Source organism: Streptomyces sp. NPDC127100 (assembly GCF_042724095.1).
Taxonomy (GTDB): Bacteria; Actinomycetota; Actinomycetes; order Streptomycetales; family Streptomycetaceae; genus Streptomyces.
On the sequence record NZ_JBHXFL010000005.1, the window covers coordinates 201,870 to 224,382 of the forward strand.

General features: G+C 73.6%; 21 protein-coding genes. 10 read left to right on the plus strand and 11 right to left on the minus strand.

Annotated elements, in window-relative coordinates; genetic code table 11:
- Positions 1 to 25: 25 nt before the first annotated feature.
- On the plus strand, positions 26 to 1,060 hold the full coding sequence (locus tag ACFWJB_RS08795; RefSeq protein ID WP_385457507.1) for a methyltransferase: 1,035 nt from the start codon (positions 26 to 28) through the stop codon (positions 1,058 to 1,060).
- 86 nt (positions 1,061 to 1,146) lie between these two features.
- Here the strand turns inward: ACFWJB_RS08795 and ACFWJB_RS08800 are convergent, their stop codons facing one another.
- From ACFWJB_RS08800 to ACFWJB_RS08815, 4 genes are all read right to left on the minus strand, one after another.
- Positions 1,147 to 2,307 carry a SchA/CurD-like domain-containing protein gene (locus ACFWJB_RS08800; protein WP_385470107.1) on the minus strand — a complete coding sequence of 387 codons (1,161 nt, stop codon included), beginning with the start codon at positions 2,305 to 2,307 and terminating at the stop codon, positions 1,147 to 1,149.
- A gap of 170 nt (positions 2,308 to 2,477) precedes the next feature.
- On the minus strand, positions 2,478 to 3,203 hold the full coding sequence (locus tag ACFWJB_RS08805) for a class F sortase (protein ID WP_386921158.1): 726 nt from the start codon (positions 3,201 to 3,203) through the stop codon (positions 2,478 to 2,480).
- A 106-nt stretch (positions 3,204 to 3,309) separates the two neighbouring features.
- Entirely contained in the window at positions 3,310 to 3,966 is a 657-nt protein-coding gene (locus ACFWJB_RS08810) for a hypothetical protein (RefSeq protein WP_386921160.1), read from the minus strand.
- A 446-nt stretch (positions 3,967 to 4,412) separates the two neighbouring features.
- Positions 4,413 to 6,302 (minus strand): SpoIIE family protein phosphatase, encoded by a 1,890-nt coding sequence (locus ACFWJB_RS08815; protein WP_385470113.1) that lies wholly within the window; start codon positions 6,300 to 6,302, stop codon positions 4,413 to 4,415.
- A 168-nt stretch (positions 6,303 to 6,470) separates the two neighbouring features.
- Between ACFWJB_RS08815 and ACFWJB_RS08820 the strand changes: the two genes are divergently transcribed.
- A complete protein-coding gene (locus tag ACFWJB_RS08820; RefSeq protein ID WP_385470115.1) occupies positions 6,471 to 7,022 on the plus strand; it encodes a GNAT family N-acetyltransferase in 552 nt (183 codons plus the stop codon).
- 95 nt (positions 7,023 to 7,117) lie between these two features.
- On the opposite strand, the gene ACFWJB_RS08825 is transcribed toward ACFWJB_RS08820, so the two are convergent.
- Entirely contained in the window at positions 7,118 to 7,558 is a 441-nt protein-coding gene (locus tag ACFWJB_RS08825) for an ATP-binding protein (RefSeq protein ID WP_385470117.1), read from the minus strand.
- Positions 7,559 to 7,835: 277 nt separating this feature from the next.
- Here ACFWJB_RS08825 and ACFWJB_RS08830 point away from each other — a divergent pair, with 277 nt between their 5' ends.
- Positions 7,836 to 9,032: a cytochrome P450 gene (locus ACFWJB_RS08830; RefSeq protein WP_386921163.1), complete on the plus strand. Its 1,197-nt coding sequence runs from the start codon at positions 7,836 to 7,838 to the stop codon at positions 9,030 to 9,032.
- A gap of 38 nt (positions 9,033 to 9,070) precedes the next feature.
- On the opposite strand, the gene pgm is transcribed toward ACFWJB_RS08830, so the two are convergent.
- Positions 9,071 to 10,711 (minus strand): phosphoglucomutase (alpha-D-glucose-1,6-bisphosphate-dependent), encoded by a 1,641-nt coding sequence (pgm, locus tag ACFWJB_RS08835; protein WP_386921165.1) that lies wholly within the window; start codon positions 10,709 to 10,711, stop codon positions 9,071 to 9,073.
- A 298-nt stretch (positions 10,712 to 11,009) separates the two neighbouring features.
- A complete protein-coding gene (locus tag ACFWJB_RS08840; protein WP_385470123.1) occupies positions 11,010 to 11,438 on the minus strand; it encodes a hypothetical protein in 429 nt (142 codons plus the stop codon).
- A 161-nt stretch (positions 11,439 to 11,599) separates the two neighbouring features.
- On the opposite strand from ACFWJB_RS08840, the gene ACFWJB_RS08845 reads away from it, so the two are divergent.
- Entirely contained in the window at positions 11,600 to 12,340 is a 741-nt protein-coding gene (locus ACFWJB_RS08845; protein ID WP_386921167.1) for an SDR family oxidoreductase, read from the plus strand.
- A 132-nt stretch (positions 12,341 to 12,472) separates the two neighbouring features.
- On the opposite strand, the gene ACFWJB_RS08850 is transcribed toward ACFWJB_RS08845, so the two are convergent.
- A complete protein-coding gene (locus ACFWJB_RS08850; RefSeq protein ID WP_385470127.1) occupies positions 12,473 to 13,408 on the minus strand; it encodes a LysR substrate-binding domain-containing protein in 936 nt (311 codons plus the stop codon).
- 94 nt (positions 13,409 to 13,502) lie between these two features.
- Here ACFWJB_RS08850 and mdlC point away from each other — a divergent pair, with 94 nt between their 5' ends.
- The 3 genes from mdlC to ACFWJB_RS08865 all read left to right on the plus strand — a co-directional run bounded on the left by mdlC (position 13,503) and on the right by ACFWJB_RS08865 (position 17,942).
- Positions 13,503 to 15,083 carry a benzoylformate decarboxylase gene (mdlC, locus tag ACFWJB_RS08855; RefSeq protein ID WP_385470129.1) on the plus strand — a complete coding sequence of 527 codons (1,581 nt, stop codon included), beginning with the start codon at positions 13,503 to 13,505 and terminating at the stop codon, positions 15,081 to 15,083.
- 79 nt (positions 15,084 to 15,162) lie between these two features.
- Complete coding sequence (locus ACFWJB_RS08860; RefSeq protein WP_386921170.1) at positions 15,163 to 16,617, plus strand: benzaldehyde dehydrogenase; 1,455 nt, start codon at positions 15,163 to 15,165, stop codon at positions 16,615 to 16,617.
- A 62-nt stretch (positions 16,618 to 16,679) separates the two neighbouring features.
- Positions 16,680 to 17,942 (plus strand): MFS transporter, encoded by a 1,263-nt coding sequence (locus tag ACFWJB_RS08865; RefSeq protein WP_385470133.1) that lies wholly within the window; start codon positions 16,680 to 16,682, stop codon positions 17,940 to 17,942.
- 82 nt (positions 17,943 to 18,024) lie between these two features.
- Here ACFWJB_RS08865 and ACFWJB_RS08870 read toward each other — a convergent pair whose 3' ends face one another.
- Positions 18,025 to 18,756: a PepSY domain-containing protein gene (locus ACFWJB_RS08870; protein WP_385470135.1), complete on the minus strand. Its 732-nt coding sequence runs from the start codon at positions 18,754 to 18,756 to the stop codon at positions 18,025 to 18,027.
- Positions 18,757 to 18,861: 105 nt separating this feature from the next.
- Positions 18,862 to 19,851 carry a LysR substrate-binding domain-containing protein gene (locus ACFWJB_RS08875; RefSeq protein ID WP_385470137.1) on the minus strand — a complete coding sequence of 330 codons (990 nt, stop codon included), beginning with the start codon at positions 19,849 to 19,851 and terminating at the stop codon, positions 18,862 to 18,864.
- Between the two features lie 195 nt (positions 19,852 to 20,046).
- On the opposite strand from ACFWJB_RS08875, the gene snpA reads away from it, so the two are divergent.
- Both snpA and ACFWJB_RS08885 read left to right on the plus strand, forming a co-directional pair.
- Entirely contained in the window at positions 20,047 to 20,730 is a 684-nt protein-coding gene (snpA, locus tag ACFWJB_RS08880) for a snapalysin (protein WP_386921173.1), read from the plus strand.
- Positions 20,731 to 20,861: 131 nt separating this feature from the next.
- The gene (locus tag ACFWJB_RS08885; protein WP_385469802.1) at positions 20,862 to 21,122 is read left to right on the plus strand and encodes a hypothetical protein; all 261 of its coding nucleotides are present in this window, start codon (positions 20,862 to 20,864) and stop codon (positions 21,120 to 21,122) included.
- Positions 21,123 to 21,191: 69 nt separating this feature from the next.
- On the opposite strand, the gene ACFWJB_RS08890 is transcribed toward ACFWJB_RS08885, so the two are convergent.
- The gene (locus ACFWJB_RS08890; protein WP_385469800.1) at positions 21,192 to 21,878 is read right to left on the minus strand and encodes an adenosylcobinamide amidohydrolase; all 687 of its coding nucleotides are present in this window, start codon (positions 21,876 to 21,878) and stop codon (positions 21,192 to 21,194) included.
- A 246-nt stretch (positions 21,879 to 22,124) separates the two neighbouring features.
- On the opposite strand from ACFWJB_RS08890, the gene ACFWJB_RS08895 reads away from it, so the two are divergent.
- Positions 22,125 to 22,475 carry a hypothetical protein gene (locus ACFWJB_RS08895; RefSeq protein WP_385469798.1) on the plus strand — a complete coding sequence of 117 codons (351 nt, stop codon included), beginning with the start codon at positions 22,125 to 22,127 and terminating at the stop codon, positions 22,473 to 22,475.
- The last annotated feature ends 38 nt before the right edge of the window (positions 22,476 to 22,513 follow it).

Below are 22,513 nucleotides of genomic sequence, written 5' to 3' on the forward strand. Positions count from 1 at the left end.
ACCGAAGAAGGAAGGAAAGCGGCACATGACGACCGTACAGACCGCCCCTCCCCCGCCGATGCGGCTGAGGGAGCTCGTGTTCGGGGCGGCATGCGCCGCCGCCCTGCGCGCGGCCGCCCGGCTCGGCGTCGCCGACGCCCTCGGCGAGACACCCATGACCGTCGATGACCTCGCGGCCGCGGTGAAGACCGAGCCCCGGCCGCTGCGCCGGCTGCTGCGCGCCCTGACGTGCTACGGCGTCTTCGCCGAGCACAAGGACGGGACGTTCGCCCACACCGACATGTCCCTGCTGCTGCGCGAGGACGACCCGCACAGCCTCCGCTACATCACCCTGTGGTGCACCGAGCCGTGGACCTGGGACGCGTGGCCCCGGCTCGACGAGGCCGTGCGGACCGGCCGGAACGTCGTCGAGGACCTGTACGGCAAGGAGTTCTTCACCTACCTCAACGAGGACGCCCCCGAGTCGGCCGAGGTCTTCAACCGGGCCATGACGACGTCCAGCCGGCAGTCCGCCGAGGACGTCGCGGCCCTCCTCGACCTCTCGGGCAGCAGGTCGGTCGCGGACATCGGCGGCGGGCAGGGGCACGTGGTGGCGAGCCTGCTGGAGAAGTACCCGTCGATGCAGGGCGTCCTGCTCGATCTTCCGCGCGTCGTCGAGAACGCCGACCCGCGGCTGCGCGAGGGGGGCGCGCTCGCGGACCGCGTGCGCATCGTGCCGGGCGACTGCCGCACGGCCATTCCCGTCCAGGCCGACGTGTACGTCATCAAGAACATCCTGGAGTGGGACGACGACAGCACCGCCCGCGCCCTGCGCAACGTCATGGAGGCGGGCGGCCCCGGGGCGCGGGTCGTGGTCATCGAGAACCTCGTCGACGACACGCCCTCGATGCGGTTCAGCACCGCCATGGACCTGCTGCTGCTCCTCAACGTCGGCGGTGCCAAGCACACCACCGACAGCATGGTCGGCCGGCTGACCGACGCGGGCCTCGTCATCGACGACATCCGCCCGGTCAACCCCTACCTGCACGCCTTCGACTGCACCGTGCCGCCGAAGAAGTAGGCCGACCGCGGGCGCCCAGCACAACGGCCGCCGGACCGCGCACGTCGCGGTCCGGCGGCCGGCCGGTTTCGTGGCCCGGTGCGGTCTCAGGCGCCGGGCGAGCGGCGGTCGGTGACGGGGGTCATCCGGGCACCGCGCAGGGCTCGCCCGAGGTCGTCGCCTCCGTCCCCGGCGGCGTCCGCACCCGCCGGGGCGTCCAGGAGCGTCGTGAGCTCGGCCGCCTGGCGGGCGTCGGGCAGGCCGAGGCCGACCGCCGGGTCGCAGGCGTCCAGACCGCCGCGTACGTCGATCAGCCGGACCACGACGTCGTCGCGCTGGAAGATGGTGCTGCACAGGACCGGGCTGCGCGGATCGTCGGCCGCCGCCTCGTCGCGCTGGGCCAGCAGCCGGGCCAGCCGCATGCCGCAGCCGGGGCGGGCCGGATACGACAGCGCGTGCCGTTCCGCCTCCGGTTCCTCCTGTCCCGCCGTCACGTGGTGGACGGCCGGCAGCGCGGCCCGTGTGTAGAAGACCCGGGCCGACTCCGGGTCGCTCAGGTCCCGGTCCTGCTCGAGGTACGGGTTGATGGCCTCCTCGACGGCCCGCACCTCCGGCTGCTGGGACACGTGCCGCAGCGCCGCGAGCAGGTCGCCCCGCACCTCGATGGCCCGCACGACGCGGTTGCCGTGCATGAACAGGGAGGTGCGGAGCAGCCGGGTGTTCGCGTCGACCTGCGGTTCGGGGGCGGCGTAGTCCGCGAGGAGCTTCGCGACAGCCTCCTCGCTGCCGGGCTCGACGGTGAACGTGAGCGCGTGACGGATCACGCCGTCACCCACTCGGGGGGACGTCTGGAGGCCGCCCTTGCCGGTCTGGGCGTCGCCCAGCGCGGGGCCACCGGTCTCACGGACCACGTGGAAGCGGAGCGACCTTGTGTCCCGGACGCAAGCGTGCAGCGGCTTCACCATCCGCACGTGCTCCTCGCTGCTCACCCAGTCGAGGAACGGCGGCGCGCTCTCCCACTCGCTGGTGATGAGCCACTGGGACGGGTTCTCGATGGACTGGCACAGCTGTTCGCTGACGTGCCCGGGCACGGACTCGACATGCTTGCGCAGTTGCTCGTACGTCTCGAGGAACTGCTGCTGGGCGCCGTCGTTGACGTCCACCAGCAGGACGACGCGGAGCCGGGAGCCGTCGAACACGGACTGGGAGACGCGGTGCGACACCTGTCGCGCCGGCGATTCCGAAGCAGGGGTGGACATGGTGGTCATCCTGCGCACATCTCCTTCGCGGGGGCGGTACTGAACGTCGGCCGCGGTGATGCGACGCCAGTGTGTCTCGATCCTGTGCCCGACCCCGGGAACGCGCGACCCGTGTGAACTGCGCGGGTGACCTGCCGAACCGCGCGGGTGACCGGCCCGGACGGGGGTGCGGGGCGGGCTCAGGTGAGGTGCCCGAAGACCACCAGGTTGTCCGTGTAGTCCTTGACCTTGTGGTCGTACTCGCCCGCGCAGGTGATGAGCCGTACCTCCGGCCGGTCCGCGTCCCCGTACACGCGCCCGCTGGGGAAGGCGTCCTTGTCGAAGGTCTCCAGGCTGTCGACGACGAAGGACGCCGTGCGCCCGTCGGCCCGTTCGACGTGGAAGACGTCACCCTGCTTCAGTTGGTCGAGCCGGGCGAAGACGGCCGCCGACGTCTTGGTGTCGACGTGCCCGGCGATGATCGAGGTGCCGGTCTCGCCGGGGGAGGCTCCCTTGGCGTACCAGCCGACGAGGTTCGTGTCGTCGGCGGGCGGCGGCTGGAGCTGCCCGTTCTCGCCGACGGCCAGGTCGGTGAAGGGGGCGTCGACGGAGATTCCCGGGATCAGCAGGCGTACGGGCCTCGACCGCGGCAGACCGGCCGTCCGGCTCGCACCGGTCGGATCCGCTGCCGGCGGTTCGGTGGCGGGCGGGTCGGCGTCGGCCGAGCCGGCCACCGCCGGAGCCGATGCCCCGGCCCCCGGGGCGAGCGGCGGACGCGAGGAGTCCGCGGACGTGTCGTGGCCGCCGAGCAGGCTCATCGCCAGGACCAGGAGGGCGACGGCGCACAGCACGGTCAGGCCGCCGCGGGATCCCTGGCCGGAGGGGGCCGGCGCGGCGCCGGCGGGAGAAGAAGGGGGGACTGCCATCGGGAAACACCTCACTGGGCACTGCGGCGGGACGGGGGCGGGCGGCGAGCCGGGCCGCCACGCGGTGCGCGGGTGGCGGCCCGACTGCTATAGCGCCCGGCATGGCTCAGACCGCTCCGAGAGCCGACTTCCTGCGCCGCGCGGCGTACAGGCCGGCCGCGGCCACGCCCAGGACGGCCAGCCCGCCCGCGGTCGCGCCCTGCTGGGACAGTCCGCCGCCGCCGGTGTGCATCCCGCCCCGCGGCTTCTCCTGCTCGCCGCCGCCCCAGGACTTCTCGCCGCTGTCGCCCGAGCCGCCCCAGGACTTCTCGCCGCTGTCGCCGGAGCCGCCCCAGGACTTCTCGCCGCTGCCGCCGGACTTCTCGGTGCTGTCGCCGGAGCCGCCCCAGTCCCCCTCGTTCACCGCGGTCAGCGCACCGCCACCCGTGCGCATTCCGCCGCGCGGCTCGTCGCGCTCGCCGCTGCCGCCGGACTTCTCGCCGCTGTCGCCCGAGCCGCCCCACGACTTCTCGCCGCTGCCGCCGGACTTCTCACCGCTGTCGCCGGAACCGCCCCAGTCCCCCTCGTTCACCGCGGTCAGCGCACCGCCACCCGTGCGCATTCCACCGCGCGGCTCGTCGTGCCTGCCTCCGTTGTCCTGCTCCTTGCTGTAGGAAGAGTCGCCGTGGTCCCAGTCGCCGCCGGCCGCGTAGGCGCCGGGAGCACCGAGGACGACGACGGCCGAAGCCGCCGCTGTGGCCAGGAGAGTGCGAGCAGATCGCATCTGAGATTCCTTCCGCCACGACCGGGCAGCTGGTGCTTCGTCAGCTGATGTGACCCGGCCCTGACGTGATTTACCGTCAGCCAGGCCACTCGCTTCCACCACTCAAGGCGCTCACCCGGGTGAATGCCACCGGCCCGGTTCATGCCGCCGGCGGACACCGGGGGCGGCGCCCGTGCCGGCTCCGCCGGCCGGTGGGCGGCGGAGCCGGCCGGACACCGGGGTCCGTCAACTGTCCTTTCCCGCATGGCTTTTCGGCCACGAACCCGACGACCTCGCGCAGGGCGCCCCGGAGCGCTCGGTACCCCTGACGGGCCGTCGTCGGCCGGCTCCTGTTCGGGGTCCTGTGCCTGGCGCCTCGTCACCTCGGGAGGGACGGTCGGAACCCACCCGCCGCGCCTGTTCGCCGGACTCGGCGTGGGGGCGCCGTGCGTCGTCGCGGGCGGTTCCTAGTCCTCCGGATCGGCGCGGGTCGGGTCCTCGACCTCGGGGTGCTCGCGGCGGGAGCCGGGGGCGGCCCGGTCGGGGGCCGCCTCGCTGAGCGGGGACTGGGACGGCGGAGGGGGCGCCGTGTCGCCGGCGGCACCGACTCCTGCGGCGGGCAGGCGCAGCGCGAGCAGGGCCACGTCGTCGCCGCGGGGCGCGATGCGTGCCAGCAGTTCGTCGCAGAAGTCGTCGACGGTCCGCTCCCTCAGCCGGCGGGCCAGGACGCCGGCGTGGTGGCGGAGCTTGGTCATGCCGAGGTCGATCGGACGCTCACGGCTCTCCACCAGGCCGTCGGTGTAGAGCAGCAGGGTGCTCTCCGGCGGCAGCTCCTCGCGCGCGTCGGGCCACTCCAGGCCGAGGCGCAGGGCGTCGCTCATCCCGATCAGCGGGCCGTGGCCGCCCTCCAGGTAGCGGGTCTCGCCGTCCGAGGTGATCAGCAGCGGCGGCGGGTGACCGGCGTTGACCCAGTGCAGTCGCCAGGGGCCGCCCTCGGGGCCCTCGACGCGGGCGAAGACGAGCGTGGCCATGGGGGCGTCGCTGGTGTTGGTCACGGCCTCGTCGAGGCGGTGCATGATCACGCTGGGCGGTTCCTGGTGGTCCCAGGCCAGGGCGCGGAGCATGTTGCGGACCTCCGCCATGTGCGCCGCGGCCTGCAGGTCGTGCCCGACGACGTCCCCGATGACCAGGGCCATCACCCCGTCGGCGAGCAGGAACGCGTCGTACCAGTCGCCGCCGATCTCCATGGCGCTCTCGGCCGGCCAGTAGCGGGCGGCCATGCGGACGTGGTCGACCTGAGGGAGGGGGGTGAGCAGCTGGCGTTGCATGGTCTCGGCGACGTTCTGCTGCTCGTGGTAGAGCCGGGCGTTGTCCATGACCAGCCCCACGCGGCGTCCGATGTCGGCGAGCAGGGCGACCTCGGCCTCGGTGTGGGCGGGCGCTTCCCCGGTGCGGGCCACGGTCAGGATTCCGTAGGACCGCTGCCGGGTGCGCAGGGGGACGACCACGGCGCTGTGGCCGCCGAGCTGCTCGAACAGGGGGCGGTGGGTGGCCGCGAGCGGCGCCCGCGGGTCGTGGAGCAGGTCCTCGGCCGTCAGCAGGACGGGGCGGTCGCCGTTGACCAGCCGTGCGAGCGCCGCGCGCGAGCGGTCCGGCAGCCGGGTCAGGGGCCCCCGCAGCCGCCGGGCCCGGTGCGGGTGGGTGCTGCTGCGGACTGCGAGCCGTTCCAGGACGTCCTGCTGTCCCGGATGGGTGTCGACGGCGGCCCACTGCCCCAGCTCCGGCACCAGCAGGCGCAGGAGGCGGCGGATGATGACGCCGGTGCGCTCGGTGGGGACCAGCACCGTCGAGATCTCGGCCACCAGGTGCAGCTGGGCGGTGAGGGTCTCCAGCGCCTCGGTGCGCGCCTGCGCCTCCTCGGCGGCGCTGCGGTGCAGGCTGAAGTCGTGAAAGACGATCACCAGCCCTTCCCGGTGGCCGTTCACGACGAGGGGGGTGGCCGCCCAGATGATCGGGACCGTGCTGCCGTCCGCCCGCTGGAGGTACTCGTCGCTGCCCTGCACGGCCGGTGCTCCGCCCAGGGGGCCGCGCAGGGCGCACCGCTCCCGGGGCACGGGGCTGCCGTCGGCGTACCGGTGCAGCAGGTCGTGCGCGTCGCGCCCGGTCATCTCCGCCGCGGACCGCCCGAGCATCTCCTCGGCCCACGGGTTCACCGACGTGATGCGGGCGGACGCGTCGAGAGTGAGGACGCCGGCACCGAGGGCCTGGAGGACGGCGGCCGAGCCGGCCTCCGGGACACCGGCCGCCCCGTGTCCTGGCTCGTCGCCCTCCTGGGGGCCCGCCCAGCGTGACGTCACGACCCTCACAGCCTTCCGATGCCGTCCACCCCGCCAGGTTCCCCCGCGGAGGGCGGGTGAACCGCTCCGAGGACGGCCGTTGGAGGGACCGGCGCCGGTCTCCCGGGCAGCGCCCGCCCAGGCCCTAATCCGGTCGCTCCGCGGGCATGGCCCCGCTACGTTGACCTGGTGCCCGAACTGCGTACCGATCGTCTTGTCCTCCGCGAGTGGCGGGAGTCCGACCTGGGCCCATGGGCGGCCCTGAACGCCGACCCGGTGGTCCGTGAGTACTTCCCCGCGGTGCTCACACGGGAGCAGAGCGAGGCGTCCGCGGCCGCCTTCCAGGCCGACCTGGAACAGCGGGGCTGGGGATGGTGGGCCGTGGAGGTCACCGCCACCGGTGAGTTCATCGGGTTCACCGGGCTCGATCCGGTCGAGGACGGCCTGCCGTTCACCGGGATCGAGGCCGGCTGGCGGCTGGCCCGTCCCGTGTGGGGACACGGTTACGCCACCGAGGCCGCCCGTGCCGTGGTGGCCTTCGCCTTCGAGGAGCTCGGTCCGCCCGAGGTCCTCGCGATCACCGCGGCGGCCAACAGCCGGTCGCGAGCGGTGATGCGCCGCCTGGGCATGACCCGTGATCCGGCGGACGACTTCGACGACCCGGGTGTGCCCGAGGGCCCCCTGCGCCGGAGTGTGCTGTACCGGCTCCCCCGCCCGGGCGGGCGGCCCGCCGGGCGGTGACGGGCGTCGTCCGCAACCGGGCTCCGGGCGGCGACGGGCGTCGTCCGCACCGGCCGGCTCCCGGCGCGGAGGGCACCCGGCCCGTCACCGGGCGCTCATGCGTCGGTCAGCAGCACGGCGGCCGTCATGCGCTTGCCGACCGTCTCCCTGCGCACCTCGAACGTCTCGCAGACCGCCATCACGATCTCCAGCCCGTGCCGGCCGATCCGTCCGGGATCCGCGTCCTCGGCCACGGGCAGCACCGGGTCGCTGTCCCACACGCTCACCTCCACCTGGTCCTCGGCGAGCTCCAGGGCGACCAGGGACGGCCCGGGCGCGTACTTGCACGCGTTCGTCAGCAGCTCGCTGACGACGAGCTGCACCACGTCCGCCGCCCGGTCGGACACCGTGACCCCCCGGGCCGCCTGTAAACGTGCCAGAAAGCCCCGGGCCAGCTCCCGGCCCCGGGCTATGTCACCGGGAATGCCCTCGTACCGCGCCGACACTCTGACCGGCGTCCCTTCCAGCCGATCCCCATTCCGGGCAGCCCCGTTCATCCGATCCGCCCTCTTCCTGAGCCTTGACCGTTACGCCAGCCCGTCTACCCCCGATCGCGGGAAACATCATGCGGCGACGGTCACCGGGCGGAGCCGGCGCGGATGCCGGTCGGGGCGCGTCCGCGCCCCTCGGTGCCCGCACCACCGCTCCCGGCGTTCCGCCAACGGCGTGATCGGGGCTGGCCGGCGGCCCGAGGCATGCCCGATGCTGTCACTTCGAGGGTCGGGCGGGGTGGCCGTCCGGGCCGCGCGGCAACCGACTTGGGGGTGTCCGCCGGTGCGTGACGCGAAGGATTCCGCGCGCAAGGCCGACCGGGGCCGGGACCGGCCGACGTGCCCGGTCACCCGCGCCGACGACGGGACATGGCGGGTGCACGACCTCGCGGTGGCGCGTGCGCTGCTGCGGAGCCCGGGGACCGTGCAGGCCGGTCTCGGCATCGAGACCGTGGAGAAGCTGCCGCCCCGCGTCCGCCGGCCCGTGCTCTACCGGGACGGGCCCGAACACCGGGAGCACCGCCGGCAGACCGCGCGCTTCTTCACCCCCCGGCGGGTCGACGAGCACTACCGCGAGCCGATGGTCCGCATCGCCGGGGAACAGCTGGCGGCCCTGCGCGCGGCCGGGGAGGCCCAGCTGTCCGACCTGGCCTTCGAGCTGGCCATCGGCGTGGTGAGCGAGGTCCTCGGCCTGCGGTACGGCAGGCCGGGGATCCGCCGCAGGCTGGAGCGGTTCTTCCCCGACGAGTTCGGCGAGCCGGGTCTGACCAGTGTGCGGGGCCTCTACTGGTTGCTGCGGCAGAACACCAACTGGCTGCGCATCCATCTCGCCGACGTCCGTCCCGCGATCCGCGCGCACCGCCGCCGGGAGCACGACGACCTGATCTCCCACCTGATCGCCGAGGGCTGCTCGGACGCGGAGATCCTCGGTGAGTGCCTGACGTTCGCCGCGGCCGGCATGGTCACCACGCGCGAGTTCGTGTGCCTGGCCGCCTGGCACCTGTTGACCGACGCCGGTCTGCTCGACCGCTACCGCGCGGCGGACGAGGCCGAGCGCCTGGCCACCCTTCGTGAGCTGCTGCGACTGGAGCCGGTGGTCGGACGGCTGCGCCGCCGGGCCACCGAGACGCTGCACCTGCCGTCGTCCGGGCCGGCGGTGACGGTGTGCCCCGGCGAGCACGTCGAGATCCTGCTGGACGACGTCAACACCGACGCCGCGGCGGTCGGCGACGATCCGTTCCTGGTGAGACCCGGCCGGGGCAGGGAGATCGGCTCGGGGCTCTCCTTCGGCGACGGGCCGCACCGGTGCCCCGGAGCGCACATCGCCCTGCTCGAGACCGACGTCCTCCTCAGCCGTCTGTTCGCCCTCGACGGCGTCCGGATGGCCACCCGGCCGCGCGTGGGATTCCAGCGGGCGATCGACGGCTACGAGATCCGCGGGCTGACCGTGGCACTCCCCCGGGCCGGTCATCCGGTCTGACCGGCCCGGGAGGCGGGCCCCGGGGTCCGGGTGCTCCGTCAGCCGCCCAGGGCGCCGAGGACGACGAGCTTGGCCTCGTCCTGCACCTGCCGGAGGTGGTCCGGGCCGAGGAACGACTCACCGTAGATCTTGTAGACGTCCTCGGTGCCCGAGGGACGGGCCGCGAACCAGGCATTCTCCGTGGTCACCTTGATGCCGCCGATCGACGCTCCGTTGCCCGGAGCCTCGGTGAGCACAGCGGTGACCGGTTCGCCGGCGAGGGTGTCGGCCGTGACCTCGGCCGGGGACAGCCTGGCCAGGCGGGCCTTCTCCTCGCGGGTCGCCGGCGCGTCGATGCGGGCGTAGGCCGGCTCGCCGAAGCGGGCGGTGAGCGCGGCGTAGTGCTCGGACGGGGTCCGGCCGGTGACGGCGGTGATCTCGGAGGCGAGCAGGGCCAGGATGATGCCGTCCTTGTCCGTGGTCCACACGGAGCCGTCCCGGCGCAGGAAGGAGGCGCCGGCGGACTCCTCGCCGCCGAAGCCGAGCGTGCCGTCGACCAGTCCGTCCACGAACCACTTGAACCCGACGGGCACCTCGACCAGCCGTCGGCCGAGGTCCGCGGCGACCCGGTCGATCATGCCGGAGGACACCAGCGTCTTGCCCACGCCCGCGTCGGCGGGCCATTCGGTGCGGTGGGCGTACAGGTAGTGGATGGCGGTGGCCAGGTAGTGGTTGGGGTTCATCAGGCCGGCGTCGGGGGTGACGATGCCGTGCCGGTCGGCGTCGGCGTCGTTGCCCGTCGCGATGGTGAAGCGGTCGCGCTGCTCGATCAGGGAGGCCATCGCGTGCGGCGACGAGCAGTCCATGCGGATCTTGCCGTCCCAGTCCAGCGTCATGAAGCGCCAGGTGGGGTCGGTCAGCGGGTTGACCACGGTCAGGTCGAGGCGGTGCTGCTCGGCGATCCGGCCCCAGTAGGCGACGGAGGCGCCGCCCAGCGGGTCGGCGCCGATGCGCACTCCGGCGGACCGGACGGCGTCGAGGTCCAGGACGCTCGGCAGGTCGGAGACGTAGGCGCCGAGGAAGTCGTAGCGGCCGGTGCCGGGGGCGGCGAGGGCCTTCGCGAAGGTAACGCGCCGGACGTCCTTCAGACCGGCGGCGATGATCTCGTTGGCCCGGTCCTGGATCCAGGTGGTCGCGTCCGAGCCCGCCGGGCCGCCGTTCGGCGGGTTGTACTTGAAGCCGCCGTCGGCCGGTGGATTGTGCGAGGGGGTCACGACCACGCCGTCGGCGAGACCGGAGGTGCGTCCCCGGTTGTGGGTGAGGATGGCGTGGGAGACCGCCGGGGTGGGGGTGTAGCCGTCCGCGGTGTCGATGAGCACGGTGACGTCGTTGGCGGCGAACACCTCCAGCGCGGTGATCCGGGCCGGCTCGGACAGCGCGTGGGTGTCGGCGCCGAGGAAGAGCGGGCCGGTCGTGCCCTGGGAGTCGCGGTACTCGCAGATGGCCTGGCTGGTCGCGGCGATGTGGTCCTCGTTGAAGGCCGCCGCCAGCGACGATCCGCGATGCCCGGACGTGCCGAAGGCCACGCGCTGTCCCGGCTCGGCGGGGTCCGGGTGCAGGGCGTAGTAGGACGTCACCAGCCTGGCGACGTCGATCAGGTCCTCGGGGCCGGCCGGCCTGCCGGCTCGGTCGTGCTGCATGCGCCCACTCCTCCGCATCGGTCGTGCATTCGCTCGCGGTCCTATCTTCCCCCGTCCGGGGCGGTGAAGACCTGCCGCCGGAAGGCGGGGCGAACGTCACGCCGTGGGCGGTGACGCGGCGGGCGCCGGGACCGGCCGTGTCCCGTCCGGCGCGCCGGTGACGACGCGCGGGCCGGAGCGGTCACCGGCCGTCGTCCCGACCCCGTGCGGGTCGCTCGACGTCACCGGTGAACCGTCCGGCCCGGCCCCGTGCCCGGACGGACGTGCCCGCCCGACCCGGCGCGCCGCGCCGCCGGCGTCAGATGCGGCCGCCGGTGAGCCGGGTGAGAGGGCCGTACGTCTGGCGTCCCGCACGGCGGCCCATGGCGTACGAGGCCGCGCTCAGCGCGGTCAGGCCGGCGCCCACGCCGGCCGCGACGAGCCGGCGCTGGGCGATGACCGTCCACGCCGTCTTCGCCGTGGTGACGACGTGCCCCGAGGTGGTGATGACCGCCTGCCGGCCGGCCTCGACGCCCTTGGCCGCCGTCTGGACCGCGCCGTTCGCGGCCTGCGCCGTGCGTTCGGCTCCGGCCCTGGCCGTCGACCCCGCGTCAGCGGCCTTGCCGGTGGCGGCCTTTGCGGCCCGCGAGGCGGGCGCGGTCGCGCGGTCGGCGGCACCTCGGGCCTTGGAATCGGCCGTCCGGGTGGTGTCGGGCTTCTTGTTCGTGTCCTTGTTCGGATCGCTCATGGACACCGCTTTGCCTGTCACTCCGGCGGCAAACACGGGGGCGCGCCCGGCTGTCACGGATCCGGACGCAGTCCTGTCCTGTCGTCGTGCGCCTCGGCGCGACGGGACCGGTGAACGGCGCCGGTCACCGCAGGAAGCGGAACGAGTGGACGGAGAGAACGATGAGGATCGTGGTCATCGGCGGTACGGGGCTGATCGGCACTCAGGTGGTGCGCCTGCTCGGCGACAGTGGTCACGACGCCGTGGCGGCCTCGCCCAGCACGGGCGTCGACACGCTCAGCGGTCAGGGCCTGACGGAGGCGCTGCGGGGCGCGGACGTGGTCGTGGACGTGACCAACTCCCCCTCCTTCGAGGAGGACGTCGCCCGGGACTTCTTCGTCCGTTCGACGCGCAACCAGATCGCCGCCGGGCAGGAGACCGGCGTCCGCCATCACGTGGCACTGTCGATCATCGGCGTCGACCGGCTGCCCGGCATCGGCTACTACCGGGCGAAGGTCGCCCAGGAGGAGGCCCTGCGCGACGGCGGTGTGCCGTACAGCGTCGTACGGGCCGCCCAGTTCTTCGAGTTCGTCGGCCCGGTCATGGACATGGGCACCCAGGGCACGGAGGTGCGTCTGCCCTCGACGCAGCTGCGCCCGATCGCCTCCGCCGACGTCGCGCGCGCGGTGGCCGACGCGGCGCAGGGCCAACCCCTGGGGAACTTCCGCGAGATCGCGGGCCCCGAGCTCCACCGGCTCGACAGGCTGGGCGAGATCACCCTCGCGGCCCGCCCGGACGGCCGCACGGTCGTCACCGACGAGAACGCGGGCCTCTTCGCCGGTGTCCCGGACGGGATCCTGACCGGGGACGAGACCGTGGAGAGGGCCGCGACCCGGTACGAGGACTGGCTGAAGCAGGACTGATCCGGCGGCGCCGACCACTCTCGCCGCGGAGCGGGCCCACGGCCGCCCCGGCGCGCGGCCGCCCCGACACGACGCGCCGGGCGGCGAGTTCCGCGTGGGGACGGAGTACGGGCCGCCCGTGCCGTGCGGGCCTCAACGGGCGGCCGTCGGCGGGAGTTGGGCGGGACTGATCTGCTCGCCCAGGACCTCCGCCATGAACCGCACGAGCCACCGCTGCGCCGGGCTGCGCGAGGACTCGTGCCGGGCGTACAGCGCCACCTCGATGGGGTCGGTCTCGAACGGGAGACGTACCAGTCTTACGCGGTGGGAGCTGGTGAAGACCTCACCGACGTACTCGGGGACGATGGCGATCAGGTCGGTCTGCTCCAGCAGGTAGGGCAGCATCGAGAAGCGGGTGGCGTCCACCACCACCCGGCCGAGCAGTCCGTGCGCGGCCAGCACCGCGCGCGGCGTGACGTGGCCGCTCGGCCCGAAGACCGTCGCGTGGTGCTCGGCGGCCAGCTCCGGCAGGGTGACCGCGTCGCCCCGGACGCGGGGGTGGTCGGCCGCGACCATGAGGACGTAGCGCTCCTGGAACAGCGGGATGCGCACGGTCCGGTGCGAGGTCAGCACCGGAGTGGCCACGAACGCGTCGAGGTCGCCCCGGCGCAGCTGGCTCTCGGCGTCCTCCACGTCGAACGGACGCACGGTGAAGGACACCCCCGGCGCCCGCTCGCGGGCCGCGGCCAGGAGCCTCGGCAGGAGGGTCGCCTCGCCGAGGTCGGACAGGGCGATGGTGAAGCGGCCCGACATCGCCCGGGGGTCGAAGGTGTCGGCCTGCCGGACCGTCCCGTCGATGTCCGCGAGGGCACGCTGCAGCGGCTCGTACAGCCGCCGGGCACCCGCCGTCGGCGTCAGTCCCCGCCCGGTGCGGCGGAACAGCTCGTCGTCGAAGTGCCGGCGGAGCTTGCCCAGGCTGTAGCTGACGGTGGGCTGCGTGACGTGGAGCGTCTCCGCAGTGGCCGTGACACTGCCGGTCTCGTAGAGCAGGACGAAGACCCGGGCCAGGTTGAGATCGAAGGTGCCCATATCGATCGACTCTATATCGGGCCCCCGAAACATCTATTGGTGCCCATGTCATGGGGTGCCTAGCGTGTCCGACGTCACTTCGAAAGGAACGTCCGTGCCATCCGTGCGCCGTGTCTCCCACGGGTTCCTGGAACGCCAGGGCCTCACCACCGTCTTCGGCAATCCCGGCTCCAACGAGCTGCCGTTCCTCGCCCGTCTGCCCGAGGGCTTCCGCTACGTCCTCGGCCTGCACGAGGGTGCCGTGGTCGGCATGGCCGACGGTTACGCCCAGGCGACCGGCCGTCCGGTGCTGGTCAATCTGCACGCCGCCTCCGGCTCCGGCAACGCGATGGGCGCCCTGACGAACGCCGTGGCCTCCCGCACCCCCCTCGTGGTCGTCGCCGGGCAGCAGGTGCGGCCCGCCGTCGGCCCCGAGGCCAACCTGGCCAGCGTCGACGCCCCGGCCCTGATGAAGCCGCTGGTCGGCTGGGCGGCGGAGCCGGCGTGCGCGGAGGACGTGCCGCGGGCGCTCGCCCAGGCCGTCTTCGAGGCGCGGCTCCAGCGGCGGCCGACGTACCTGTCCGTCCCCTACGACGACTGGGACGCCGAGGCCGGCGACAACGCCCTGGCCGTCCTCGACCGGCAGGTGCGGCGGGCCTCCGTGCCCGACGCGGAGCAGAGCCGCTGGCTCGTCGAGCGGGTCACCGCCGCTCGGCGTCCGGCGCTGGTACTGGGCGGGGACATCGATTCGGCCGGCCTGTTCGACGACGCCGTGCGGCTGGCGGAGCGCCTGGGCGGGCCGGTGTGGGCGGCGCCGTCGCAGTTCCGGCTGCCCTTCCCGAACCGGCACCCGCTGTTCCGGGGCGTGCTGCCCGCCGGCATCGCGCCGATCTCGGAGGCCTTCGAGGGCCACGACCTGGTGCTCGTGCTGGGCGCGCCGGTGTTCCGCTACCACGAGTACCTGCCCGGGCGGTATCTGCCCGAGGGCACCCGGCTCGTCCAGGTCACCGAGGACGCCTCCGCCGCCGCGCGGGCACCGATGGGCGAGGCGCTGGTGGCCGCCCCGGGGGCGGTCGTCGACCTTCTGCTGAAGGCCCTCGAGGATCCCGCCGAGCCGGTTGGCCCCTACCGGCCGGTGCCCGAGCCGCTCGCCGCGCAAGGGCCGGCCCTGCACCCGGAGCAGGTCTTCGCCGCGCTGCGCGACGAACTGCCCGAGGACACCGCGTACGTCGTCGAGTCGACGTCGACCAACTCCGCGTGGTGGCGGCAGATGGACCTGCGCCGGCCCGGCTCCTACTACTTCCCGGCGGCCGGCGGACTCGGCTTCGGGCTGCCCGGCGCGGTGGGCGTCGCGATGGGGCAGCCCGGCCGCCCGGTCGTGGGCGTCGTCGGCGACGGCTCGGCCAACTACGGCATCACCGCCCTGTGGACGGCCGCGCAGCACCGGGTCCCGCTGACCGTCGTGCTGCTGCGCAACGGTACGTACGGGGCGCTGCGCTGGTTCGGCGGCCTGCTCGGCGTGCCGGACGCTCCCGGACTCGACATCCCGGGGCTCGACTTCACCCGCATCGCGGAGGGGTACGGCGTCCGCGCCCAGCACGTCGGCGGCGTGGAGGAGCTGCGCGCGGCGCTGGCCGAGCGGCCCGAGGGCCCGCGACTGATCCAGGTGGACACGGCGCTCACCACGCCGTCCTGACCTCCGGCCCGACGGCCGGCCGAGCACCCGGAGCCGCTGAGGCGCTCGGCACCCGAAGAACCCGACGAAGGGGTAGACGATGACATTCCTGGACAGCGACGTCTGGGGCGGGAAGTACTTCAGCGACGGCTGGCAGGACTCCCCCACCGAACAGCCGGTGACCGAACCGGCGACCGGTGACCGGCTCGGCTCGGTGGGCCTGGCCTCGGCGGAGGACGTGGGGCGCGCCGCGGCCCGGGCCGCGCGGGCCCAGCGCGAGTGGGCGGCCACCTCCCCGCGGCAGCGGGCCGCCGTACTGCGCCGCGCGGGCGAGCTCTTCACCGAGCACGCCGCCGAGGTGGAGGACTGGCTGGTGCGCGAGGCGGGATCGGTGCGGACCAAGGCGGGCTCCGAGGTGGGGCTCGCGATCGGCGAGTGCTTCGAGTGCGCGGGTCTGCCGACGCATCCCCAGGGCGAGGTGCTCACCTCCGAGGAGGCCCGCTGGTCGTTCGCCCGCCGCCGCCCGGCCGGTGTCGTCAGCGTGATCGCGCCCTTCAACTTCCCGCTCGTCCTCGGCCTGCGCTCGGTCGCCCCCGCACTCGCCCTAGGTAACGCGGTGCTGCTCAAGCCGGACCCGCGCACGGCGGTGAGCGGCGGTGTCGTCATCGCCCGTGTCCTCGAGGAGGCCGGGCTCCCCGCCGGCGTCCTCCACCTGCTGCCGGGCGACGGCTCGGTCGGCCGGGCGGTCGTCGAGGCGCCCGAGGTCCGGGTCGTCTCCTTCACCGGTTCCACTCCGGTCGGCCGGGCGATCGGCGAGCAGGCCGGCCGGCTGCTGAAGCGGGCCCACCTGGAGCTGGGCGGCAACAACGCCCTGGTCGTGCTGCCGGGCGCGGACGTGCGGAAGGCCGCGTCGGCGGGCGCGTTCGGCTCCTACCTGCACCAGGGCCAGATCTGCATGACGACCGGCCGGCACATCGTGCACGAGTCGCTGGTGGAGGAGTACACCGCCGCGCTCGCCGCGAAGGCCGAGGCGCTTGCCGTCGGCGACCCCGCGCGCGAGGACGTGGCGCTCGGGCCGATCATCGACCGCCGCCAGCTGGAGCGGGTGCACGGCATCGTCACCGAGAGCGTCGCGGCGGGCGCGAAGATCGCCGCGGGCGGCGAGATCGACGGCGCCTGCTACCGCGCCACCGTGCTGACCGGCGTCACCGCCGACATGCCGGCCTGGCGCGAGGAGATATTCGGCCCCGTCGCCCCCGTCGTCTCCTTCGCCACCCTGGACGAGGCCGCGCGGATCGTCGACGACTGCGAATACGGGCTGTCCGTCGGCATCCTCGGCGACGTCGGTACGGCGATGAAGCTCGCCGACCGGATCGAATCCGGCAAGGTACACATCAACGAGCAGACCGTGGGCGACGAGCCCAACGCCCCCTTCGGCGGGGTCAAGGCCTCCGGCACCGGCTCCCGTTTCGGCGGCGCCGCGGCCAACGTCGAGGCGTTCACCGAGACCCAATGGGTCACGGTCCGCCCGGACATCGCCGACTACCCCTTCTGAGCCTGCTCTCCCGCTCCTCCCCGTCCGCTCGCCCGCTCCCGTCCCCTGGGGGGAATGTCACCATGGCCTCCGCCACCACGTCCGACGCGCCGGCCCGCACCGGCACCACAGGAAACGGCAGATGGACCGTGCTCCTGTGCTGGATCACCGTTCTGCTGGAGGGCTACGACCTCGTCGTCCTCGGCGCCATCATCCCCACCCTGCTCAAGACCCACCATCTCGGCATGACCGCCGGTGACGCGACCACCGTCGCGACGCTGTCGCTCGTCGGCGTGGCCATCGGCGCGGTCTGCGTCGGCCCGCTCGCCGACCGGCTGGGGCGCCGCCGCCTGCTCATCGGCTCGGTGGTGGTGTTCTCGGTCTTCACCCTCGTGGTGCCGCTGGCGGACTCCGTCGCGATGTTCGCCGCCCTGCGTCTCGCCGCCGGTCTGGGCCTCGGCGCCTGCATGCCGGTGTCGCTGACCATGATGGCCGAGCACATGCCGGCCGGCCGCAGGGCGCGGGCCAGCACCCTGACGATGACCGGCTACCACACCGGTGCGGTGATCACCTCGTTGCTGGCCCTCCAGGTCACCGACGACTGGGAGATCCTCTTCTACGTGCTCGGTGTCGTCGGCCTCCTCGTCGCCGGCGTCCAGTGGTTCAAGCTCCCGGAGTCGGAGGCCTTCGTGCGGGCCAAGCGGGACGGGGCCGCACGGCTGCCGTTCACGGAGCTGCTGAAGCCGGCGTACCTGCGTGCGGGAATCGGGATCTGGGTCGCCTCGTTCATGGGGCTGCTGCTGGTGTACGGCCTCAACACCTGGCTGCCGAAGCTGATGAACGACGCCGGCTACCCCGTTCCCACGGCCGTCACCCAGCTCCTCGTCCTCAACGTCGGCGGTGTCGTCGGCCTGGTCCTCGGCGGGTGGGTCGCCGACCGGCGGGGCATCAAGGGCACCACGATGGGCTGGTTCGCGGTGTCGGTGCTCATGCTGGCCTGCCTGAGCGTCAGGATGGAGAGCGACCTGCTGCTCAACACGGTCGTCTTCCTCACCGGTGTGTTCGTCTTCTCCGCGCAGGTGCTCGTCTACGCCTACGTGACGAACTACTACCCGGCGTCCGTGCGCGGCACGGCGCTCGGCTCGGCGTCCGGCATCGGCCGGATCGGCTCGATCGTCGGCCCGTCGATCACCGGCGCCCTGGTCTCCTCGGGGATCGGTCACCCGTGGGGCTTCTACTTCTTCGCGGCGGTCGCGGTGTGCGGCTTCCTGGCCGTACTGACCCTGCCGGGCCGGATGCGGGGCGCGGAGGCGGAAGCCACCGGGGCCGCCGAGGCCGCCGCCTGACGCCGCACCGCACCGTACCGCACGAGAAAAGGGAGCAGCCGGGCGATGCCCGCTGCTCCCGAAGTGCTTGCCGGACCGGCACTCAGTCGGTGTCGACGTCCTCGCTGAGGATCTTGCCGTTCGTGGCGTCGACGCCGACGGTCGTCTCGTTCCAGTTGCCGGTGTTCACGACGTCGACGGCCCACATCACCTGCTGGTTGTCGTTCTCCTCGAGTTCGACGCCGGTGACGGTGCCCTTGACCTTGCCGGTGGCCACCTTCACCGCCTGCTGCGGGGTCTGCGTGGCCTTGCTCAGCCAGCCGGCGATCTTCTTCTTGTCGTCGGCGCTCTGGTCCGCCTCGGGCTGGGTGCGGAAGACCTTGCCGCTGACCGCGTCGATGTCGATCATGTGCACGGTGCCGTCGGAGGCGGCGACCTTGGCCTCCCACTCGGGGGAGCCCTGGCTGGGAGCGGGGTTCGGGGTGCTCGGCATCGGCGAGCCCGTGGGGGACGCGGTCGCGTCGGCCGGGGTCATCTTCAGTTCGAGGTCGACGAGCTTGCCGCCGGAGACCTCCTTGACGGCGGTGTCGGCGGCCTGGTCCCAGGTCACCTTGGCCATCGGGACCAGGGCCTTGCGCTCGGCCTTGTCCTCGTCCATCGAGGCCGAGGGGGAAGCCGAGGTGGGGGAGGCGGTGTCGGTGGCCGAGGGGGAACCGGTGGGAGAACCGGTCTGGGCCGCCTCGGCGACACTCGAGCGGGTCGTGTCGGCATTCGTGCAGGCCGTCATCAGCAGTACGGAACTGCCCAGGGCACACAGCACGGCCGCAGAACGCATGGGGGGAAGTCGTCGCACAGAGCTCATGCACCTCTGCGTAACCGTTTGGCCCTGTTGTCATACCGGTTCGGGAGTTGAAGCACCCGAATGGCCGGATGGTCCGGTTCAGCGGACGGGAACGAAGTCCGCCCGGCCGGGCCCCGCACCGGTCACCGGCGGGCACGTGGCCACGGCGTGCGTCCGGGGGCCTTCCAGCCACTCGCGGTAGGCGGAGGACTGCCGGGCCACCTCCCAGTAGGCCTCCTCGAGCGCGGGGTAGACCGCGTCCAGTTCGGCCCGGGTGCGCGCCGCCAGCAGCAGGCGCACGCCCAGGGGGTCGCCGTGGAGGCGCCGTACCGCCATGTCGGGCCGGGACTGGGAGCTGGGCTGGCAGACGGTGACGACCTCGCCGGTCGCGACGAGGGACGCGGCGGTGTGGTAGTCGCCGTGCAGGACGCGCGGGTCGAGGCCGACGGCGCGCAGCATGCGGTGCACGCCGTCCCACTCGCCGTCGACGGTGGGGTCGACCATCCACCGGTCGTCGGCGAGGTCCGTGAGGTGGACGACGGGTCGGGCCGCCGCCGGGTGGTCGGCGGGCAGCATGACGAACTGCGGCTCCCGCTCGACCAGCACCCGCACCCGCAGGCCCTCGGGGACGTGCAGCGGGCAGCCCTCCACCTCGTGCACGAAGGCGACGTCGAGCTGGCCGTCGCAGACCCTGCGCAGCAGCGCGTTGGCGGAGACGTCCATCTGGAGCGTCGGTTCCAGGCCGGGGCGTCTGAGCCGGCGCAGCCAGCCGGCGAGGGCCCGGCTCGCGGTGGAGCCGACGCGCAGCCGGCTTTCGCCGCCGGCCGCGGCGGCGCGGGCCTCGCGGACGAGGGTCCGCATGTCGGCCAGCAGCGGGCGGGCCCGGCCCAGGACGGTGCGGCCGAGCGGGGTGGGGCGGCACCCGGTGCGTTCCCGGACGAACAGCTGCCCGCCCAGGGCCTGTTCGATACGGCTCAACTGGGTGCTCAACGTGGGCTGGGAGACGCCCAGTTGGCGTGCCGCGCGGTGCAGGCTGCCGGCGTCGGCAATGGCGCACAGCGCGCGAAGGTGCCTCACCTCGAGCTCCATGCAGGGAGCGTAGAGCGGAACAGTTGGTTGCGCCAGGTGAACAAAAGGCGGCGGAACAGGGCGAGTTCTGCACGTCGGTCGAACCTGGGCGATAGCCCGGCCCTATCACCTGTTGCCATCATCACAGCGGGCTCATGGGCGCCCCACACTCACCGGTGACGACTTCTCCCCACTCCCCCACACAAGGAGTCATCGATGCGCATCACCCTGCCCCTGCTGTCCACCGCGGTCGGCCTCGGTCTGACCGCCGCCGTGCTCGGCACCGGCCCGGCCGTGACCGCCGCCGCTCCCCAGCCCCAGGCCCCCGCGGCGCAGGCCGGCTACGTGCCCTCGGCCGGCTCGGGCGAGGACGCCCGCGCCAACCAGGAGTTCTTCGAGGCGGTCGTCAAGTCCGTCGCCAAGAAGCGGGCGGCCAACCCGTCCGCGGCGGCCGCCGTCACCGTCTACTACAGCACCAGAAACGCGCCCAGCTTCCGCACCCAGATATCCCGCAGTGCCCAGATCTGGAACAGCACCGTGTCCAACGTGCGCCTCCAGGAGGCCAGCTCCGGCGCCGACTTCTCGTACTACGAGGGCAACGACTCGCGCGGCTCGTACGCCTCCACCAACGGGCACGGCAGCGGCTACATCTTCCTCGACTACACGCAGAACCGGCAGTACGACTCGACTCGCGTGACCGCCCACGAGACCGGGCACGTGCTCGGTCTGCCCGACCACTACAGCGGCCCGTGCAGCGAACTGATGTCGGGCGGCGGCCCCGGCACGTCCTGCACCAACGCGTACCCCAACTCCACCGAGCGCAGCCGGGTGAACCAGCTGTGGGCCAACGGGTTCGCGGCCGCCCTGGACAAGGCGCTGGAGAAGAGCGGACAGCGCTGACCAGTACCTGAGGAACAGTCGCGGGGACGGCCGGAGCGGGCCGTCCCCGCGCACGTGTGCCCGGCGCGCGTGCGAGATCCCCGAGGGGGTACCCGACGTCCACTCGTGAGCATGCGTCGAAGGAGCCCTGCGTGGACGAGCGGAAAGCACCCGCCGGCAACGGTCTCGGTGATCTGGAACCCGGCACGCGGCAGCGCGCGCAGTTGCGCAGCCGCGTCGCCGACATCTCGTGGACGGCGTTGTGCGTGGTGCTCGCGCTGTGGGCCGTGTGGAGCGCGGTCGGCGCGGCCCGGGGTGCGACGGCCTGGGCGTACTGCGCCGTGGCCTGGGTCCTGCTGGCCGCGGCACTGGCCCTGCGCGCGGCGGCGACGCGGCGCAGGACCTCCCTGTAGCCGGTCCCCGCGGCCGTCCGGGCGGCCCAAGCCGGCTGTGGCGCACGGGACTCGAGGCTGGGCGGCGGCTCAGCCGGGGGCGGCGGGCAGCGCGTCGAGTACGGCGCGGTGCACGGCCCGTGCCAGCCGGGCGCCCCACTCGGAGCGGGGTCCGGCGAACGCGTGGACCTCCGTGCCGGGTCGCGGCGCGCGGGCGGCGACGCACACGGCGTCGGTCGGTGTGCCGGAGCAGTCGAGGCCCGCTTCGAGCAGTGCCTGCACCTTGGCCTCGGTCGTCGTGATGACCGCGTTGACCAGGGCCGCGTCGCTCAGGGCCACGGGCAGGGCGGCGACGATGTTGATCGTTCCCGGCCCGGGTGTCCCCGGGGAGCCCTCCTGCGGTGCCGCCGCCCACCCGCGTACGGAGACGCCCGCGGTGACGACGGCCTCCGCGCCCCCGTCCCGCGCGCGGCCGGGCTCGCGGACGTCGGCGGCGGTCATCAGGCCCATGCCCCGGCCCTCGGCTCCGGCGGCGCGCGCCAGTTCGGCGAGGTGCCGGGCGGGGTCGGTGCGCCGATAGCCGTGCTCCACCTGGGCGTTGAGGACCCAGACGCAGTCGGCGATGCCGCCGCCGAGCACGGCGCTGCCGGCCATCCGCCAGCCCGGTCCGGGCCGCCACAGCAGGGCGTGCAGCCGTTGACCGTCCTCCACGCGGGTCAGGCGCTCCGGGTCCAGCAGGCGGGACCCGGTTCGGGGCGGCGGGAGGAGGGCGGGCACCGGTCGGGACTCCTTGCCGGTTCGGGGACGGACCGGACGATCGTACGCGGCGGCGGTGCGGGGTTCCGCCGGGCCCCGTGGCGGCCGGGTGTCCACCCGCCCGTCGCCGGGCGCCCGGTGCGGCGGCACGGCTGCGCGGGGTCCGCCCTGGCGGTGGTGTCGCCGTCGCCGCGCATTGCGGACCGGGTCCTGGGCACTTTCACTGAAGGCACTTCGCCGTCAGGCGTCAGATCGGAGGCCACCACGATGCTGTCCCACACCCTGGAGCACGGAGTCCTCGTCATCACGGTGGACCGGGATCCGGGAATCGACGGGCGGGCCGGGCTGTCCACGCACATCACCGCTCTCGTCGACGCCCATCAGCCGGCTCCGGTCGTCATCGTCCTGACCGAGGAGGCCTCCAGCGGTGCCGCGGTCAGTGCCGTGCTCCGGGCCCATCAGTGGTGCGGCCGCCTCGGTGTCCTGATGAGCGTCGTCACCCACAGCGCCCCGGTCCGGCGGCTGCTGGAGAACAACGCCGACTCGTCCGGCCCCCGTCTGGTCGTGCACGCCCGGGTCGACACCGCCATCACCACCGCCTTCACCGCGGCGGCCTGACCCGGTCCGGGGCCGGGATTGCCGGCGGCGGGGTCCGT

Bases quoted from the DNA above. Each gene is read 5' to 3' on its own strand.
- ACFWJB_RS08800 (WP_385470107.1), bottom strand. From the start codon at position 2,307: ATGACCACCATGTCCACCCCTGCTTCGGAATCGCCGGCGCGACAGGTG.
- ACFWJB_RS08825 (WP_385470117.1), bottom strand. From the start codon at position 7,558: ATGAACGGGGCTGCCCGGAATGGGGATCGGCTGGAAGGGACGCCGGTC.
- ACFWJB_RS08810 (WP_386921160.1), bottom strand. From the start codon at position 3,966: ATGCGATCTGCTCGCACTCTCCTGGCCACAGCGGCGGCTTCGGCCGTC.
- ACFWJB_RS08850 (WP_385470127.1), bottom strand. From the start codon at position 13,408: ATGGGCACCTTCGATCTCAACCTGGCCCGGGTCTTCGTCCTGCTCTAC.
- ACFWJB_RS08865 (WP_385470133.1), top strand. From the start codon at position 16,680: ATGGCCTCCGCCACCACGTCCGACGCGCCGGCCCGCACCGGCACCACA.
- ACFWJB_RS08870 (WP_385470135.1), bottom strand. From the start codon at position 18,756: ATGCGTTCTGCGGCCGTGCTGTGTGCCCTGGGCAGTTCCGTACTGCTG.
- ACFWJB_RS08845 (WP_386921167.1), top strand. From the start codon at position 11,600: ATGAGGATCGTGGTCATCGGCGGTACGGGGCTGATCGGCACTCAGGTG.
- ACFWJB_RS08840 (WP_385470123.1), bottom strand. From the start codon at position 11,438: ATGAGCGATCCGAACAAGGACACGAACAAGAAGCCCGACACCACCCGG.
- ACFWJB_RS08805 (WP_386921158.1), bottom strand. From the start codon at position 3,203: ATGGCAGTCCCCCCTTCTTCTCCCGCCGGCGCCGCGCCGGCCCCCTCC.
- ACFWJB_RS08895 (WP_385469798.1), top strand. From the start codon at position 22,125: ATGCTGTCCCACACCCTGGAGCACGGAGTCCTCGTCATCACGGTGGAC.
- ACFWJB_RS08795 (WP_385457507.1), top strand. From the start codon at position 26: ATGACGACCGTACAGACCGCCCCTCCCCCGCCGATGCGGCTGAGGGAG.
- ACFWJB_RS08875 (WP_385470137.1), bottom strand. From the start codon at position 19,851: ATGGAGCTCGAGGTGAGGCACCTTCGCGCGCTGTGCGCCATTGCCGAC.
- ACFWJB_RS08860 (WP_386921170.1), top strand. From the start codon at position 15,163: ATGACATTCCTGGACAGCGACGTCTGGGGCGGGAAGTACTTCAGCGAC.
- pgm (WP_386921165.1), bottom strand. From the start codon at position 10,711: ATGCAGCACGACCGAGCCGGCAGGCCGGCCGGCCCCGAGGACCTGATC.
- snpA (WP_386921173.1), top strand. From the start codon at position 20,047: ATGCGCATCACCCTGCCCCTGCTGTCCACCGCGGTCGGCCTCGGTCTG.